Annotated in this window: 13 protein-coding genes; 7 read left to right on the forward strand and 6 right to left on the reverse strand. The window is 70.7% G+C overall.

The window, feature by feature from the left end; translation table 11 throughout:
* The coding region (locus FJ108_15135; GenBank protein MBM4337215.1) for a GTPase at positions 1 to 1,267 on the forward strand (1,267 nt) is incomplete at its 5' end.
* Positions 1,268 to 1,463: 196 nt separating this feature from the next.
* Here the strand turns inward: FJ108_15135 and FJ108_15140 are convergent.
* Together FJ108_15140 and FJ108_15145 are read right to left on the reverse strand one after the other, a co-directional pair.
* Positions 1,464 to 4,049: an FtsX-like permease family protein gene (locus FJ108_15140; GenBank protein MBM4337216.1), complete on the reverse strand. Its 2,586-nt coding sequence runs from the start codon at positions 4,047 to 4,049 to the stop codon at positions 1,464 to 1,466.
* On the reverse strand, positions 4,046 to 4,720 hold the full coding sequence (locus tag FJ108_15145) for an ABC transporter ATP-binding protein (protein ID MBM4337217.1): 675 nt from the start codon (positions 4,718 to 4,720) through the stop codon (positions 4,046 to 4,048). Before FJ108_15145 ends, FJ108_15140 begins: the two co-directional genes overlap by 4 nt.
* Before the next feature lie 175 nt (positions 4,721 to 4,895).
* Here FJ108_15145 and FJ108_15150 point away from each other — a divergent pair, with 175 nt between their 5' ends.
* Positions 4,896 to 6,263 (forward strand): sigma-54-dependent Fis family transcriptional regulator, encoded by a 1,368-nt coding sequence (locus FJ108_15150; protein ID MBM4337218.1) that lies wholly within the window; start codon positions 4,896 to 4,898, stop codon positions 6,261 to 6,263.
* Between the two features lie 13 nt (positions 6,264 to 6,276).
* Here the strand turns inward: FJ108_15150 and FJ108_15155 are convergent, their stop codons facing one another.
* The 3 genes from FJ108_15155 to FJ108_15165 all read right to left on the reverse strand — a co-directional run bounded on the left by FJ108_15155 (position 6,277) and on the right by FJ108_15165 (position 10,353).
* A complete protein-coding gene (locus tag FJ108_15155) occupies positions 6,277 to 9,054 on the reverse strand; it encodes a hypothetical protein (GenBank protein MBM4337219.1) in 2,778 nt (925 codons plus the stop codon).
* Between the two features lie 77 nt (positions 9,055 to 9,131).
* Entirely contained in the window at positions 9,132 to 9,500 is a 369-nt protein-coding gene (locus FJ108_15160) for a VOC family protein (protein MBM4337220.1), read from the reverse strand.
* A gap of 40 nt (positions 9,501 to 9,540) precedes the next feature.
* Positions 9,541 to 10,353, reverse strand: a complete 813-nt coding sequence (locus tag FJ108_15165) for an alpha/beta hydrolase (GenBank protein MBM4337221.1) — start codon at positions 10,351 to 10,353, stop codon at positions 9,541 to 9,543.
* Positions 10,354 to 10,403: 50 nt separating this feature from the next.
* On the opposite strand from FJ108_15165, the gene FJ108_15170 reads away from it, so the two are divergent.
* The 5 genes from FJ108_15170 to FJ108_15190 all read left to right on the forward strand — a co-directional run bounded on the left by FJ108_15170 (position 10,404) and on the right by FJ108_15190 (position 15,786).
* Entirely contained in the window at positions 10,404 to 11,339 is a 936-nt protein-coding gene (locus FJ108_15170) for a hypothetical protein (protein MBM4337222.1), read from the forward strand.
* A 28-nt stretch (positions 11,340 to 11,367) separates the two neighbouring features.
* Positions 11,368 to 12,105, forward strand: a complete 738-nt coding sequence (locus FJ108_15175; protein ID MBM4337223.1) for a pseudouridine synthase — start codon at positions 11,368 to 11,370, stop codon at positions 12,103 to 12,105.
* Positions 12,023 to 13,372 carry a rod shape-determining protein MreB gene (gene mreB / locus FJ108_15180; GenBank protein MBM4337224.1) on the forward strand — a complete coding sequence of 450 codons (1,350 nt, stop codon included), beginning with the start codon at positions 12,023 to 12,025 and terminating at the stop codon, positions 13,370 to 13,372. Before FJ108_15175 ends, mreB begins: the two co-directional genes overlap by 83 nt.
* A gap of 79 nt (positions 13,373 to 13,451) precedes the next feature.
* Complete coding sequence (locus FJ108_15185) at positions 13,452 to 14,906, forward strand: aldehyde dehydrogenase family protein (GenBank protein ID MBM4337225.1); 1,455 nt, start codon at positions 13,452 to 13,454, stop codon at positions 14,904 to 14,906.
* A 10-nt stretch (positions 14,907 to 14,916) separates the two neighbouring features.
* On the forward strand, positions 14,917 to 15,786 hold the full coding sequence (locus FJ108_15190; protein MBM4337226.1) for an FAA hydrolase family protein: 870 nt from the start codon (positions 14,917 to 14,919) through the stop codon (positions 15,784 to 15,786).
* Here FJ108_15190 and FJ108_15195 read toward each other — a convergent pair.
* Positions 15,762 to 16,211: lysine 2,3-aminomutase (locus FJ108_15195; GenBank protein MBM4337227.1), on the reverse strand; the 450-nt coding region annotated here is incomplete at its 5' end. The genes FJ108_15190 and FJ108_15195 overlap by 25 nt on opposite strands.

Genomic DNA, 16,211 nt, shown 5'->3' on the forward strand with positions numbered 1-16,211 from the left:
CGCCGGTTTCGAGGTCGTGGCGTTCACCGCGGCGCAGATCCCGGGGATCGCGATGCGGCGCTACCCCGCGGCGCTCTCCGGGCCGCTCTACCCGGAGGGGATCCCGATCGAGGACGAGGCCGACTTCGAATCGCTCTGCCGGCACCACGCGGTCGAGCGCGTGGTGCTCGCCTACAGCGACCTGGCCCACGCCGACGCCATGCACCTGGGCTCCCGTGCGCTCGCCTGCGGCGCCGACTTCGTGCTGCACGGGCCGCTCGCCACCATGCTCCGCTCGCGCGTGCCGGTGATCGCGGTCTCGGCGGTGCGCACCGGCTGCGGCAAGTCGCAGACCTCGCGCTGGATCGCGCGGCGGCTCGCGCGCGCGGGAATGCGCGTGGCCGCGATCCGCCACCCCATGCCCTACGGCGACCTCGCGCGCCAGCGCGCGCAGCGCTTCGCGAGCCGCGCGGACCTGGCCGCCGCCGACTGCACGATCGAGGAGCGCGAGGAGTACGAGCCGTACGTCGAGGCCGGCGCGCGCGTGTTCGCGGGCGTGGACTACGGCGAAGTCCTCGCGCTGGCCGAGCAGGAGGCCGACGTCCTGGTCTGGGACGGCGGCAACAACGACTTCCCGTTCATCGCACCCGACCTGCACATCGCCATCGCCGACGCGCTGCGCCCCGACCAGTCCGACACCCACCACCCGGGCGAGGCCGTCGCGCGAATGGCCGACGTGCTGGTGGTGAACAAGGTCGACGCCGCGGCCAGCGCCGACGTGCAGCGCCTGTGCGACGCCCTGCACCGCCTGAACCCGCGCGCGCGGATCGTGCGCACGGCCTCGCCGCCCCGGCTCGAGTCCCCGGCCGCCGTGCAGGGCCGCTCCGTGCTGGTGGTCGAGGACGGCCCCACGCTCACCCACGGCGGCATGGCCTACGGCGCCGGCTTCGTCGCCGCGACACGCGCCGGTGTCGCCGCCATCGTCGACCCGCGCGCCTCGGCCGCGCCCGGCATCGCCGCCGTCTACGCCCGCTACCCGCACATCGGCCGCGTGCTGCCCGCCATGGGCTACAGCGAGGCGCAGCGCGAAGAGCTGCGCCGCACGATCGAGTCCTCCGCCGCCCAGGTCGTGGTCTCGGCCACGCCGATCGACCTGCGCACGCTGCTCGGCCTGTCCAAGCCCGTCGCCCGCGTGCGCTACGAGCTGCACGAAGTCGACGAGCCGGGCGTTGGCGCGATCGTCGACGAGTTCAGCGCGGAGCGTGTGCCGGGGGAGTTTGGGGGGTGAGGCGGGCGCGTATTGCGACGACGGTCGCGCGAGGGTTACGCTAGGCGCATGCTCCTCTGGGTCGAGATCGTGCGCACGGCGATCCGGATCGCGGTGATCTGCGGGTGTCCGATCCTGATGGAGATGTGCTGACGAGGCTTCGCGCCGCGATTCGCCTCGCAGTCATCAGTGGCATCGCCGTCACCATGGGTTGGTGCTAGGGCGTCGGAGCGCCGATCGGATCTCTCGTTCGCGTGGTCAGAAGGGCCGGGAGCAAGCTACCGAGCATGGCGAGCAAGGTTGCCGCCGCGCAGACCCAAGTCGCGACGTCGCTAGCGAGGAGAGGCTCGATCTTCCAGCCGATCGACTCCGAGAGAAACTCACAGATTACGTTTGACCAGATCACGGCGATCGCGATCCCGATCAGAGCGCCCAGTGTGCCGATCAGGCCTCCTGAGAGTGTGATGATCGCGACCACATTCGCGCGGGTCGCCCCGGCGGCGCGGAGCAGGGCGAACTCCTTCTGACGCGACCGCGTCGCGCCGAAGAGCAGGCTGAGCAGCGAGACCAGTCCGAGCCCACACACCAGTGCGATCGGGACCATGAGCAGCGCTCGGTATTTCTCGGCCGAACGAGCGACGAATCTCCTCGCCTCTCTGCCACGCAGGAAAAAGAGCGGCTGCGAGGTCTCGATCCGGCGCAATAACTCAACGGACTCCTCCTCCGGTGGCGTGACCCAGAGGGCGGCCATGTAGAAGCCTCTGTCCGAGCCCGGAAATACCCGCTCGAATGCCAATTCATCGAGATGCAGCGAGCCGTTTGGCCCTGCCATTCCGCGAACGGAAGTCCCCACGCGGAGCGTGCGGTATCCATCCTGCGCCTCCAGCGTTACCGAATCGCCGACATGGACGCCGAAGCTCGCTTCGAACGATTCATTCATTGCGAGCTCGCCTCTAGCAAGCGCGGCACGCGCTTCCTTCGGCTTCCGGGTCGCAACGCCTAGCTCTCCGCGACGAGAGATCGCGTCTGTCGAGATCGAAGTGAGATTGATCGTCCTTCCTCTGAAAGACACCTCGACCTTGCGAACAGCCGCAATCTCCTCTACACGTCCGCTTCGTTTCAGTGCATCGAGCGTCTCCTGAGAAATCGCCTCCAATCCCTTCGTCCCAAACGGGTCGCCCGCCAGGAGCATGACCGCGTCCTCTCCGTACAGGCCGTAGTAGTAGCTGTCGATGCTGCCGGTGTAGCTGCGAATCGCGGTCACGCCGGTGATCAGGCCGGCGGCGATCGTCGCCCAGGCGGAGATCGTGAGAGCCGTCTCGACCGGGCGATCCCGAAGCGTGGAGCTCATGAGGAAGCCGATGCGGGGGATGGAGCGGCTGAGCCAGCCGTACGGGTTCGCGCCGCGGTCGATCAGGCGATGTCCGAGCCCGGCCGAGAATGCGACCCCTCCGACAACGCCCGCGATCACGCGTAGGGCGCTCGGGCCGGCGCTCTCGATCCATGCGAAGGCGAGCAGCGCCGCTCCCACGAGTGCGAAGCCACTGGCGCGTGCACGCGTACGCTCGCGCCGAATCGAGCCGCGGCCGATATCGATCAGCTCGAAAGGTCCGATCCGCGCTGCGCGCCGCGAGGCGGGAATCGCCGCGCCGACCACGCCCACCACACCCACTGCGAGCCCGATCGCAATCGTTGCAGGCGCGAGACCGGCGTCGCTGAGCTCCATTCCGCTCAGGACTCGCGACGCGACCGAGAGCACGCCGAAGACCGCGCGAGTGACGAACGGCGCTGCCGCAGCGCCCACCGCGGTTCCAGCGACCGCGATCACGAACGCATCGGCGAGAACGGCCCGGGCGACGCGCTCGCCCTCCATTCCGGCCGCTCGAAGGAGAGAGAGCTCCTCGAGCCGGCGATCGATCGACATCGAGCTCACGGCGTAGGTCAACAGTGACGAGGTCGCTAGCCCGACGAGTACGATCGCCCAAAGAGCGCGCTGGTAGGTGCGCAGCAGCGCCAGTCCGAAGCTCTCGCGCTCGGCGTCGCGGTCGATCGAGAGTCCCGGGCCGATCGCCGCCTGGATTCGCTCAGATACCTCCTCGATCGAAGCATCCGCTTCGAGCGCCACGTCGATGCGCTCGAAGCGTCCCTCCATTCCCACGACCTGCTGCAGCGCGAAGATGTCCATGGCGGCGATCTGCCCGCCAAAGGCTTCCGCCACCTCTCCGCCGAGCACCCCCCTCACGACGAGCTCGACCGGCCGGCCCTCGAGCGTGAGCGCGAGCCGGTCTCCATCGCCGACTCCGAGTCGAACGGCGAAGGCTTTCGAGACGACGACCGAGTCCGGAAGCGCGAGCAGGCGGACGGCATCGCGCACGATCACGCCGGCGCGGGAGATCTCGTACCGCCTGACATCACTCTCGCCGAGCAGGTCGAGCCCGATCACGTGGAGCGCCCGTCCCTGTTCGGCGCCGGAAGCAACTCGGAAGCTGCGCCGGATCAACGGCGAGGCGCCGAGAACGCCTGGAATCCCAGCGACCTGATCGAGGGTCCCCTCCGGTACTCCCACCTGTCCGGCGGAGATCGAGAGCGAAGCCGAGCCGATCAACGCCTGTGTGGTCGTGCGCAGCTGTTCCTGCAGGGAGCGCGATGCGACCTCGACGCTCATCGCCAACGCGACGCTCGCCGCCACTGCGAGAGCGGTCAGGATCGAGATCGCGAAGCGATCCGTGAGCTGCGAGCGGATCGACAGAAGAATCGAGAACGGAAGCGGCGACGACCCGCCGATCCAGCGCTCGGCGATCACCGGTCGGAATCCGGCGTCGGCGCCGCGGAGTCGGCGATGATGCGGCCATCGCTCATCTCGAGCACGCGATTGGCGTAGCGAGTCGCCTCGACCTCGTGGGTCATCACGAGCGTGGTCACTCCCCGCTCTTGCGACAGATCGCGGAGCAGCGAGAAGATCTCGTCCGAGGCCCGACTGTCGAGATTTCCCGTCGGTTCATCGGCGAGGATCAGTGCGGGTTTGATGATCAGCGCGCGCGCGATCGCGACGCGCTGCATCTCGCCGCCCGATAGCTCGTGAGGCGCGTGCGCTCGCCTATGAGCCATCCCGAGCAGGTCGATGAGCTCGTCGATCTGCCGGCGCAAGTTGGCGAGCTTGTAACCGTCCAGCAGGAGCGGAAGCGCGATGTTCATCTCGACGGTGAGTGATGGAATCAGATTGAAGAACTGGAAGATCAGGCCGACATTTCGCCGGCGGAAGCGGTCAGCGTCGCTCGCGGGAAGAGACTGAAGCTCGGTCTCGCCGACGAAGACCTGGCCTGCGGTCCCCTTTCGCAGTCCGGCGATCACGTGCATCAGCGTGCTCTTGCCGCTGCCCGAGCGCCCGCGAACGACGACGAACTGACCTGAGGGGATGAGAAGACTGACCCGGTCCAGCGCTCGTACCTCGTGACTGCCGCGCTGATAGATCATCTCGAGCTCGACAGTTCGAATCGATGGACCGGGCGTTGGGTCGAGCCTGCGGAAATCCATGGTTCACACTCGCGGACGCAAACCGCGTGCCAGAGTCGGCGCCGCATTTCGCCTTGACAAGCGAGCGCGGCGTCCGCTGTCATACGCAGAGATGTGAAGTTGGAGTAGCGCGAGCGTGTCGACTCGAACGGCTCTGTTTGTCGACGTCGAGGTCGCCTATGCCGCGGCGCTATCGGGTTGGTGTGCTCGAAGCGGACTCCGTGCTGTCGACGCCGAGGGCGGAGCGCCGGCCGAGCTAGAGCCGCGCGCCATCGCGGTCGTAGTATTGGGGGTCGCGAGGGGTGGCGACGCCAGCTTCGAACGCGTTCGGGCGCTCGCGAAGCTGCTCCGGGGCGCGCCCATCGTGGTGCTCGGGCGCGATCTGGGAGCCGAGACCGCATTCCGGCTCAGTCGCCTCGGGATCGCGGACCTGATCGAGCTACCCGCGGAGCCGCTCGATGTGGTCGCGCGCGTGTCGCTCCAGGTGGCCAGTTCTGGCGGATCGTCGGAGTTGGCCGCACTGGTTGGCGAGAGCGCTCCCATCCGGGCCCTTCGCGAAGAGGTGCTGAGTGCTTCGCGTGTCGAGTCGAAGGTCCTGATCCAGGGCGAGACGGGGACAGGCAAGAGTCTCGTCGCTCGGCTGATCCACGAGCTCTCGCATCGCAAGCAGGCGCCGTTCGTTCACGTCGATTGCGCGGCGCTCTCCCCGACGCTGATCGAGAGCGAGCTCTTCGGACACGAGAAGGGCGCGTTCACCGGCGCTGCCGGTCTGCGCCGCGGCCGCTTCGAGCTAGCAGCCGGCGGGACGATCTTTCTGGACGAGATCGGGGATCTGGACGCTGCGCTGCAGTCGAAGCTGCTGCGCGTGCTCGAGGATCGCGTCTTCGAACGCGTGGGTGGGAGTCAGTCGCTTCCGATGAACGCGCGCGTGATCGCGGCGACCTGTCACGACCTGCTACGGCAGGTGCAGCTGGGACGGTTCCGCATGGATCTCTACTTCCGCTTGAACGTGATCCAGCTCGTGGTGCCGCCGCTTTGCGAGCGACGAGACGACGTGCCGGCTCTAGTGCGAGCGACCGCGATGCGGCTGTGCTCGACGCTCGGAATCGCGTCTCCGAGCTTTTCCGACTCGTTCTACGACCGGCTGCGCGCGCACCGCTGGCCCGGGAACGTGCGCGAGCTCGTGAACGTTCTCGAGCGTTTGCTGGTGCAGAGCGGCGCGCGTGTCTACGACGCTGAGGATCTCGTGGGTCTGCTGCAGGACGCAACCTGGGAGGAGGACTCCGCGCCTACGTCTGCGGATCGCGCGCGCCCTGCGCGCGGACCCGACTCCGAGCTCCCGGCCGATCCGGACGAAGCCGCCGACGCGGAGCGCATCGCGGCCGCGCTTCGCGAGGCTGGCGGAAACGTGTCGCGTGTCTCGCGCCGGCTCGATCTTCCGCGCGGGACGCTCCGCCACCGCATCCACAAGTACCGCCTCGACCACCTGATCCAGCGCGATTGAGCGCGCGCGTCGATCAGGGTGACGCCGCCGCCGGGCACACCGCCGCACTCCCCGCCGCACACGCCAGCGGGCAGCTCGCGCACCTCGGCCCGGGCTGCCGCGAGCTGAGCTCGCGGAAGCGGACCAGGTCGGAGGTCGCGATCATGCTGCCGCCTTCGTTCAGGTCGAACGCCGCGCAGGGGGCATCGGCGTCGGTGCCGCAGTTGCGGGCGGCGCGCGCTTTGCCGGTGGATGCGCGCATCTCGCGCAGGTCGGGCGTGCTGACGAGCAGGCCGGTGCTGCCGGGGAACTTCGCGTCGCAGATGTTTCCGTAGCCGTCGGCGTCGTCGTCGCGCTGGCCGCCGGTGAGCGTGGCCCAGGGGTTCGCGGCCAGGAAGCCGGCGGGGACGCGCCGGTTCGGGACGAGCGTGCAGCTGTCGCAGGCGTCGCCCACGCGGTCGCCGTCGGTGTCCTCCTGCTGCGGGTTCGCGGTGAAGGGGCAGTTGTCGGAGGCGTGCAGCACGCCGTCGCCGTCGGGGTCGCAGGCGTCGCCCGCGCAGGGGAGCGCGTCGAAGCGGACGCCGCAGTCGGCGCACTTCGGACCCAGGCGCGGGGGCGCGCGGTACGCGCCGGTCGTGGGGTCGAGCGTGAGCCGGAAGAAGGCGGTCGAGTCGGAGCAGTTGAAGGCGCAGCCGCCGATCGAAAGGTCGCGGCCGTCGAAGTCGAAGCGCTCGCAGGGCACGGTGCCCGAAGCGCCGCACTCGTCGCTGGTCACCCGCCGGCCGTGGCTCGCCAGAAGCTCGCTGTAGGCGCTGGTCTGCACGCGGCCGTCGTTGTCGAAGTCGGGGTCGCAGGCGTTGCCGTAGCCGTCGGCGTCGTCGTCGAGCTGGCCGCCGGTGGTGGTGCGCCCGGGCAGGGGGATCGCCTCGGGGTTGGGGTCGACCACGCAGTTGTCGCAGGCGTCGCCGATCCCGTCGCCGTCGCGGTCGAGCTGGTTCCCGAGCCCGGCCATTGCCGCCTGCGCCGGGCCGTTGGGCACGGTCGGGCAGTTGTCGCACGCGTCGGGAAGGCGATCGCCGTCGGAGTCGCCGCTCGCGCCCAGGCAGCGCGCGCACTCGTAGTGGCCGTCGCCGTCCGCATCCGCCGCGCTGCTTCGGCAGTCCAGGTCGCAGGCGTCGCCGAATGCGTCGTGGTCGAAGTTCTCCTGCGCGGGGTTCGCAAGCGCCGGGCAGTTGTCGCGCTGAGCCTCGATCCCGTCGGCGTCGGTGTCGTAGCTCCCGTCGCCTTCGTGGCCGACGCTGTCGCGGAACGCGGACCAGTTCACGAAGACGGGCGCACTGATCAGCGCGGTCGAGTCCGCGTCGGCGCCGCAGGCGGCGGTTCCGCTGCAGATCCGCACGTAGACGGCGCCGCCCGCGGCGGACGGCGAGACGGCCGAGAAGTCGACCTCGCACACGTCGCCGGTAGCATCCCTTCGCGAGCAGCAGCTCGTGCACGAGCGCAGCACGGCGCCCGCGTGGCTCACGAGCTCGACGTGGGCGAGCCGCCGCTGCGGCGAGGCGAGCGCGCCCTGGCTGCGCGGGTCGTTCGTCGCGCGCACCTTCACGCGCACGCGGCCGTCGGGCGAGTCGAGGTTGCCGCCCATGGCCACGCACGCGGGGCTCGCGGCGGTGTTGCAGGCCTCGAGCTCGAGCCGCGGCTCGAACGCGCTCGAGTAGTAGCAGCGCCGCTCGCGCATCGCGTCGATCAGCTCGGGGCGGCCCCAGGCCCCCGCCGCAGCGTCGGCCCAGCAGATCGTCGCGCCGGTGCCGAGCTGCGGGCGCTCATCGCCGTAGCAGCCCACGCGGTCGTGGTGCAGTCGGTGCGCGTCGCTCCCGTACGCGGGGAACAGGCGGTAGCCGCGCGCGATGTACTTCTGGAACGTGGCCTCCCACGTCGCGCCCACCGCGAACTGCCGGCCGACCTCGATACCGTAGATGGACCGGTCGGAGAATCCCCCGGGCAGATAGACCGGGTGCCAGCTCCAAGCCCCGGGTTGCGCCGGGTCCTCGGGGTGCGCGCGGATCAGAACGCCGTCGCCGCCGCCGTGCTCCGCGGCGCTGCGGTGGATCCACGCGTACAGCTCGCCCTCGTTCGCGCAGCGGTCCGCGAGCGGAAGCGGCGAGCTCGGGTTCGATGCGTCGCGGTCGAGCCCGCAGATCGTGTCGGTCGGTCCGGCCGGGATCGCGATCGTGTGCAGGGAGACGCCGTTGGTGTACTCGCGCCCCGAGAACGCCGCGAAGACGCCGCGCGCGTTCGCGAGCTCCGCGGCCGTCGAGTGCGAGAGCGCCTCGTTCGCGCCAGTCGAGCCCGCGCAGGGCTGATCGGCGGGAGCGCCGCTGCCGCAGCGCGTCCAGTCGGGGAATCCCGCCGTCGACGGAATCACCTGGTAGCCGAACGTCTCGTCGACGCCGCGCGCGGGACCCGGCGCGATCCAGTCCCGGTAGGTTCGGCTCTGCTCGCCCGAGCTGATCGCGAAGTCGTGGTACGACAGGTTGCCCCAGTCGTAGCCCGCGGTGCGCAGCGCCGCGTAGACGGCGACGTTGAGCCCGCGCTCGTGGGGATCTCCGGTGCCACCCTCGCTGCAGACGCCGGCCGCGAGCTTCAGATGGCTGTCCGCGGACCCCGCGTGCCGGTGCACGTCGCCGGCGAGCGGGGTCCACGCGGAGAACCTCGGCAGCGGAGCCGCGCTCGCGTCGAGCGCAAGAAACGCGACGACGAGCCCTGCCCACCACGCACGCGCACGCGTCGCCCGCGCGCGCGCGAACCTCACACCCCGGCGCATTGCGTTCCCTTCCACTGCCGCAAGCCGGCTCTACAGGGGAACGGCGCCGCGTGTCAAACGAGGGTTCAGCCCATGAAGAAGGCGTTGAGCTTGTTCCCGTCCAGGTCGCGGAAGTAGCCGGCGTAGAAGCCGTCGCCGCGCGGGCCGGGCTTGCCCTCGTCCTTGCCGCCGAGCGCGATCGCCTTGGCGTAGACCGCGTCGACCTGCGCCTTGCTCTGCGCGGCGAGCGCGACCATCACGCCGTTGCCGGCGGTCGCGGCCCCCCCGTCGTACGGCTTGATCACCGCGACCATTCCGCCGCCGGGCTGCGAAGCCCAGGCGATGAAGGTCGGCATCTCCATGGCGCGCTTGCCGCCGAGCTCGGCGAGGAGCGCGTCGTAGAACTTTCCGGCGCGCAATATGTCGTTGGTTCCCAGGGTCGTGTAGCCGATCATCGTGGATCTCCTTTGCAATCACGGATGCCCGTGCGAAACATCACGATACCTCGCCGAGGAACCGCGCGAGAAGCGGGTCGATCCGCTGCGGCGCCTCCCAGAACGGCATGTGCGCGAGCCCGGCGAGCACGTGGACACGCCCGTCCCAGAGATTTCGGTAGGCGAGCGACTGCAGGTACGCGTTGTCGGCGAACGGCTCGTGCTCGCCCGTGACGACCGCGAGCGGGACGGCAGACGTCTCTGCGATCTCGCGCCCGTCCAGATCGCGCCCGGCGAGCGCCGACGCGAGCAGCATGGGGCGGAAGCGCCCGTCGGCGCGCAGGCAGGCGGCCAGCATCCACGGCTCGAGCGGCACGTTCGCGCCGACGGCGTCCTGCGCGAAGACGCGCGCGTCCTCCGCGCTGAACTCCCCGTTGAAGGTGAGCTCCATGTGCGGCGAGGGCCGGAAGCCCGCCGCCATGTCCTTCGCACCGACGGGCGGCGTGCCGGTGATCCAGGCCGCGGCGCAGCCCGGCCAGCGCGCGACGAGCTCGAGCGCGACGTGCCCGCCGAGCGACCAGCCAACGACGACCGCGCGCTCGATCGCGAGCGCCGCGAGCAGCGCGATCGCAGCGTCGGCGAAGCCGTGGATCGAGTACGTGCGCGCGGGGTCGGGCGCGTTCGAGCTCGCGCCGTGGCCGGGCAGGTCGAAGGCGATCATCCGGTAGCGCGAGCCGAGCTCGCCTTCGAGCTGACGCGCGAAGATCTCCTTGCAGGACGAGTTCCCGTGGATGAAGAGCACCGCCGTGCCCCGGCCCTCCGTCTCGACGCAGGCGAGCCGGCCGTGGCTCGTGTCGACCTCGAACTTCCTCATCGCGCCGCTTCTCCCCGGGTTCGGATACGCTCCGGCGCGAGGAGTATGCATTGAGCAGCGAAAGATTCCGCGGCCGGAAGATCGAGATCGAGAGCGCGAACCCCGTGAACTATCACCAGCTCGTGAGCGCGCCCGGCGAGATGCCGAAGGTGACGATCGACGGCCAGCTCTTCCTGCCGGTGAAGCGCGGCGGCGCTGTGCCGCTGGTGATCGTGGTGCCGGGCAGCCTCAGCGTCGCGCCGTCGCACCTTGCGCACGCCGAGACGCTGAACGCGCTGGGCTTCGCGAGCTTCGTGCTCGATCCGTTCGGCGGCCGGGGCGTGACCTCGACCGTCGCCAACCAGACGCAGTTCTCGTTCGCGGCCAGCGCCTGCGACGTGATGCTGGCGGTGCGCGCGCTCGCGGCGCTTCCGGAGATCGATGCGCGGCGCATCGGGCTGCAAGGGCACAGCCGCGGCGGCAGCGCGGTGCTCTCCGCCGTCATGCGCAAGCTGAACTCGCGCATCCTTCCGAACGGGCCGCAGGTGCGCGCGGTGCTCGCGGCCTACCCGTGGTGCGGCCACCAGCCGCTCGATCCGGACGTCGGTGGCTGCGAGGTCCGCGTGCTGATCGGCGATCAGGACGACTGGGTCTCGCCGCAGCAGGCGCAGGGCTTCGTGCAGGCGATCAGGCTGCGCGGCGCGGCCGCGTCGATCCGCATCTTCGCCGGCGCCGAGCACAGCTTCGACCGCGAGGAGCCCGTGCACGCGATTCCCGAAGCGGCGGTCTCTCCCGCCGCGCCCACGGCCTACCTCGCGGACGACGGCGCGTTCATCCACCCGGCGACCGGCGTCGCCGATCCGGCGCTGGTCGACCGCGACCTGGCCGTGTACGCGCTCAAGGCCGGCTACGGCCAGAAGGGCGCGACGATCGGCACGAGCGGCGCCCAGGCGCAGGCGTTCCGCGACGACATGAAGGCGTTCTTCGCCCGCACGCTCGGCGGCTGATACCCTGCGCGCGGCCATGCCAACCGCGATCCGCATCAACCGCTTCTTCACCGAGCACGGCGTGTGCTCGCGCCGCGCCGCCGACAAGTACGTCGACGCCGGGCGCGTGCGCATCAACGACGTGGTCGCGGTGCACGGCGACACGGTGAAGCAGGGCGATCTCGTCACGCTCGACGGCAAGCGAGTGGCGGCGCCCGAGAAGCGGCCGGTCGTGCTCGCCTACCACAAGCCGCCCGGAGTCGAGTGCACCTCGGACAAGCGCGTGGCCGAGAACATCATCGACGCGGTCGGCTACCCGGAGCGGATCTTCCACGTGGGCCGGCTCGACAAGTGGAGCGAGGGCCTGATCCTGCTCACCAACCGCGGCGAGCTCGTGAACCAGATCCTGCGCGCTCGCGGCCAGCACGAGAAGGAGTACCTGGTCGAGGTCGACGTCCCTATCTCTGAGGACTCGATTCGGCGAATGCGCAGCGGGATCGTGATCCTGGGACGGCGCACACTGCCGTGCCGCGTGCAGCGGCTCGGCCCGCGGACCTTCCGCATGGTGCTGACGGAGGGCCGCAACCGGCAGATCCGGCGCATGTGCGAATCGGAGAACCTGCGCGTGAAGCGGCTTCTGCGCGTGCGCGTGATGAACATCGAGCTCGGCACGCTGCGGCCGGGCCGCTGGCGCCGGCTGCGCGATGACGAGCTCGCCAAGCTCGAGAGGCGGCTCGCAAGCGCCGAGCAGCGCAGCGCGCGCGCGGAGCTGCAGGACGAGCAGTGAGATCGGCGCCTCCCCCTCGGAGAGCGGCAAACTACACACACCGCAGCCGGCGCTTCCTCCGACGCTGCACCCCGTGAACTCCTTCTCTCTTCTGGTCCGAGCCGGCCCCCCTGCCTCTTCCCTGCCGCCTCCCGATCCCAGGGCACACGTCCTGCATCGACCGGAGCCGCAACCGCGGAGGCCCTCGATGACCCAGAGCCAGAAGCACTCCTCGTTCTCGCGCACCTTCTCCGCCGATCTCGGCGTCGATCTCGGCTCGGCGAACGTGCGCGTCATCAGCCGGCGAACCGGCGAGATCTTCACGGAGCCCTGCGTGGTCGCGCGCGATCGCCGCACCCGCGAGGTGCGCGCGATCGGCCGCGAGGCCGAGGCGATGATCGCGCAGATGCCCGAGTCGATCGTCGAAGTGCGCCCGGTTCGCGACGGCGCGATCGCGGATCTCGAGGCGGCCGAGGCGCTGCTCCGCAGCATGGTGCGCCGCGCGCGAAATCCCCTGGCGCTGCGCCGACCGCGGATCGTGCTGGGCGCGCCCTGCGAGCTCACGCCGGTCGAGCGCCGCGCGCTGATTCTGGCGGCGCGCAGCGCCGGCGCGCGCGAGGTCTACCTGCTCGCCGCGCCGATGGCGGCCGCGCTCGGCGCGGGCGTGCCCGCGGCGGAGCGCGGGGGAAAGCTCGTGATCGACATCGGCTCGGGCACGACCGAGATCGCGGTGGTGACGCTCTCTGGCGTCGTTCACGCGCGCACGGTGCGGATCGGCGGCGCGCGTCTGGAAGAGGCGGTGCAGAGCTGGCTGAAGAAGAAGCTCGACGTCGAGGTCGGTCTCGGCCAGGCGCGCGCGCTCACCGAGCAGCTCGGCTGCGCGCTGCCCCGCGACGATCTGCGCTCGGTCACGATCGACGCGCGCGACCGGATCAGCGGCGAGCTTCGCGTGGTCCGGATCAAGGCCGAGGAGCTTCGCGAGGCGCTGGCCGCCCCCGTGGCGGCTCTGGTGAACGCGGTGCGCACCGTGCTCGAGGACTCCCCCGCGGAGCTCTCGGCCGACATCGCGCAGAACGGGATCGTGCTCACCGGCGGCGTCGCGCTGCTCACGGGCCTGGCCGGCCTGCTCACGCGCGAGCTGCGGCTCCCGGTCGCGGTCGCGAAGGAGCCGCTTTCCGCGGTCGTCGCGGGCTGCGGTGCGAGCCTGGACCGGCTCGACCTGCTCCGCGCGCTGCACCTCGAGGCGCGCGCCTCGATCCGCCACGTCGAGCCGCTCGCCGCGCACTGACGCCCGCGCTGCCCGGGCCCGTTGCCACCGCGCCGATCGGCTGGCGTAGACTTCGCGCCGGCTTGGAGGAGGAGCGCGGGTGAGTCGCAGCGTCGTCGCGGGTGTGGAGATCTCGACCGAGCACTACATCGGGGGGCGCCGCGTCGCGTCGCAGAAGACGTTCCGCGACGAGTCTCCGATCGACGGCGCGCGCCTGGCCGAAGTCTCGGCCGGCGGGCCGGTCGAGGTCGAGGCCGCGGTCGCGGCCGCAACCGACGCGTTCCCCGCCTGGGCGGCGCTCGGGCCGCGCGGGCGCCTGCCGATCCTGAAGGCGCTCGCCGAGCGCATCCGCGGCCGCGCGAAGGAGCTCGCCGCGGTCGAGACCGCGGACAACGGCTCGCTGCTGCTCGGAAACCTGCACCGTGTGGTGCCGCGCGCCGCGCAGAACGTCGAGTTCTTCGCGGACTGGGCGCTGCGCCTGGGCGACGAGAAGATCGAATCCGAAGAGGTCGTGAACCACGTGCGCTACGAGCCCGCCGGCGTCGCAGCGATCGTCACGCCCTGGAACGCGCCGCTGATGCTCACGACCTGGAAGGTCGGCCCGGCGCTGGCAGCGGGGAACACGCTGGTGGTGAAGCCGCCGGAGTGGGCGCCGCTCACCTGCTCGCTGCTCGCCGATCTCGCGCACGACGCGGGCGTGCCGGCGGGCGTGCTGAACGTGGTGCAGGGAATCGGCGAAGAGGCGGGCGCGGCGCTCGTCTCGCACCGCGGGATCGCGCGCACGAGCTTCACCGGATCGACCGAGACCGGGCGCTGGATCGCGTCGACCGCGGGGCAGAACCTGGTTCCGGTCTCGGTCGAGCTCGGCGGGAAGTCGCCGTTCATCGTCTGCGCCGACGCCGACCTCGACGCGGCGGCGCAGACGATCGCGGGCCAGTTCCTGAACGCGGGGCAGGTCTGCCTGGCCGGCACGCGGATCCTGGTCGAGCGCGGCATCGCCGACGCGCTGCTCGCCAAGGTGCGCGAGGCGTCGGCGAAGATGACGGTCGGCGATCCGCGCGAGCCGACCACGCGCGTGGGGCCGCTGATCACGCGCGAGCACTTCGCGCGCGTCTCGGGCTTCGTCTCGCGGGCGCTTTCGGCGGGCGTGAAGCCGATCTTCGGCGGCAAGCGCCACTCCGCGGGCGAGCTCTACTTCGAGCCGACGCTCTTCGAGATCCGCGACGACGAAGTCGAGATCGCGAAGCACGAGGTCTTCGGCCCGGTGCTGACCTGGCAGACCTTCGGCGACGACGCGGAGTGCCTGAGGCTTGCGAACTCGACCCGCTACGGGCTCGCCGCGATGATCTACTCGCGCGACCCCGCGCGCGTGGAGCGCCTCTCGCGCGGCGTGGTCGCGGGGACGGTCTGGGTCAACTGCTTCTTCGTGCGCGATCTGGCCGCGCCGTTCGGCGGCGCGCGCGAGAGCGGGCTCGGCCGCGAGGGCGGAACCTGGAGCTTCGACTTCTTCTGCGACGTGAAGAACGTGGCGATCCGGCGCGGATCGCTCGGATAGGACGGAACCGATGGGACAGCCTGGATTCGCAAACGTTCTCGAGGGCCCGCGCGTCGAGTCGCGCCGCATCCTGCAGGGCGGCGTGCCGTGGTGGGTGACGGTCGACGGCGACCGCCTGAAGCTTGGCGACGGACGCGTGGTCCGCGAGACCGACGCCACCTACCTGCCGCCGTGCGAGCCGACCAAGATCCTGTGCGTGCACCTGAACTACGACTCGCGCCGCGTCGAGTTCCGCGCGCCGCCGCTCACCACGCCGACCTACTTCCAGAAGCCGCTCACCACGCTGAACTCGCACCGCGGTCTGCTGCTGCGCCCGAAGGGCTGCCAGTTCCTGAACTACGAAGGCGAGATCGCCGCGATCGTCGGTCGGCCGATGCGCAACCTGCTCCCCGAGGACGTCTGGGAGCACCTGGCCGGCTTCGCGCCGGCGAACGACGTCGGCTGCCAGGATTTCCGCGACACCGACGCGGGCTCGATGCTGCGCGTGAAGGGAATGGACGGCTTCTGCCCGATCGGTCCGGGGATCGTGCGCGGCGTCGACGTGCGCAAGTCGACCGTCCGCACGTTCGTGAACGGGAAGGTCGTGCAGGACGGGCCGGTCTCGGACATGAACTTCGGCATCGACTACCTGCTCGCGGATCTGTGCCGGCACATCACGCTTCTGCCCGGCGACGTGGTGCTGACGGGAACGCCCGCGAACTCGCGCCCGCTCGCGCCGGGCGACGTGGTCGAGGTCGAGGTCACGGGCCTGGGCCGGCTCACGAACACGGTCGCAGAGATCGAGGCGCCGCACGCCTTGGTCGGTCACGAGCCCACCCAGAGCGACGCGGTGAAGCGCGTCGCGCTCGGCTCGGATCACCGGCCCTCTACGTCCGGGTAGAGGTGCAGCTTGCCCTGCCAGTCCTCGACGACGGTCTTGCCGTCGGCGAGTGACTCGCGCAGGTAGCTCGGGCCGATCGGGATTTTTCCCGCTCCGCCGGGCACGTCGAGTACGTAGCTCGGCTGACACAGTCCCGAGACGCGCCCGCGCAGGCCCCGCACGAGCGCCTGCCCGGCGGCGATCGAGCTGCGGAAGTGGCCGGTTCCCGGCGCGAGATCGGCGTGGTGCAGGTAGTACGGCTTCACGCGCATGGCGACCAGCGCGCGCAGCAGCGCCTCCAGCGTCGCCGGGTCGTCGTTCACGCCCGCGAGCAGGACCGTTTGCGCGAGCACCGGCAGCCCCGCATCCACCAGTCGCGCGACCGCGGCGCGCGTCGGCTCGTCGAGCTCGCGCGCGTGGTTGGCGTGCAGCACGATCCAGACCGC

This window comes from Deltaproteobacteria bacterium (assembly GCA_016875225.1).
GTDB lineage: Bacteria > Myxococcota_A > UBA9160 > SZUA-336 > SZUA-336 > VGRW01.

Bases quoted from the DNA above. Each gene is read 5' to 3' on its own strand.
- FJ108_15145 (MBM4337217.1), bottom strand. From the start codon at position 4,720: ATGATCTATCAGCGCGGCAGTCACGAGGTACGAGCGCTGGACCGGGTC.
- FJ108_15160 (MBM4337220.1), bottom strand. From the start codon at position 9,500: ATGATCGGCTACACGACCCTGGGAACCAACGACATATTGCGCGCCGGA.
- FJ108_15165 (MBM4337221.1), bottom strand. From the start codon at position 10,353: ATGAGGAAGTTCGAGGTCGACACGAGCCACGGCCGGCTCGCCTGCGTC.
- mreB (MBM4337224.1), top strand. From the start codon at position 12,023: ATGACGAGCTCGCCAAGCTCGAGAGGCGGCTCGCAAGCGCCGAGCAGC.
- FJ108_15190 (MBM4337226.1), top strand. From the start codon at position 14,917: ATGGGACAGCCTGGATTCGCAAACGTTCTCGAGGGCCCGCGCGTCGAG.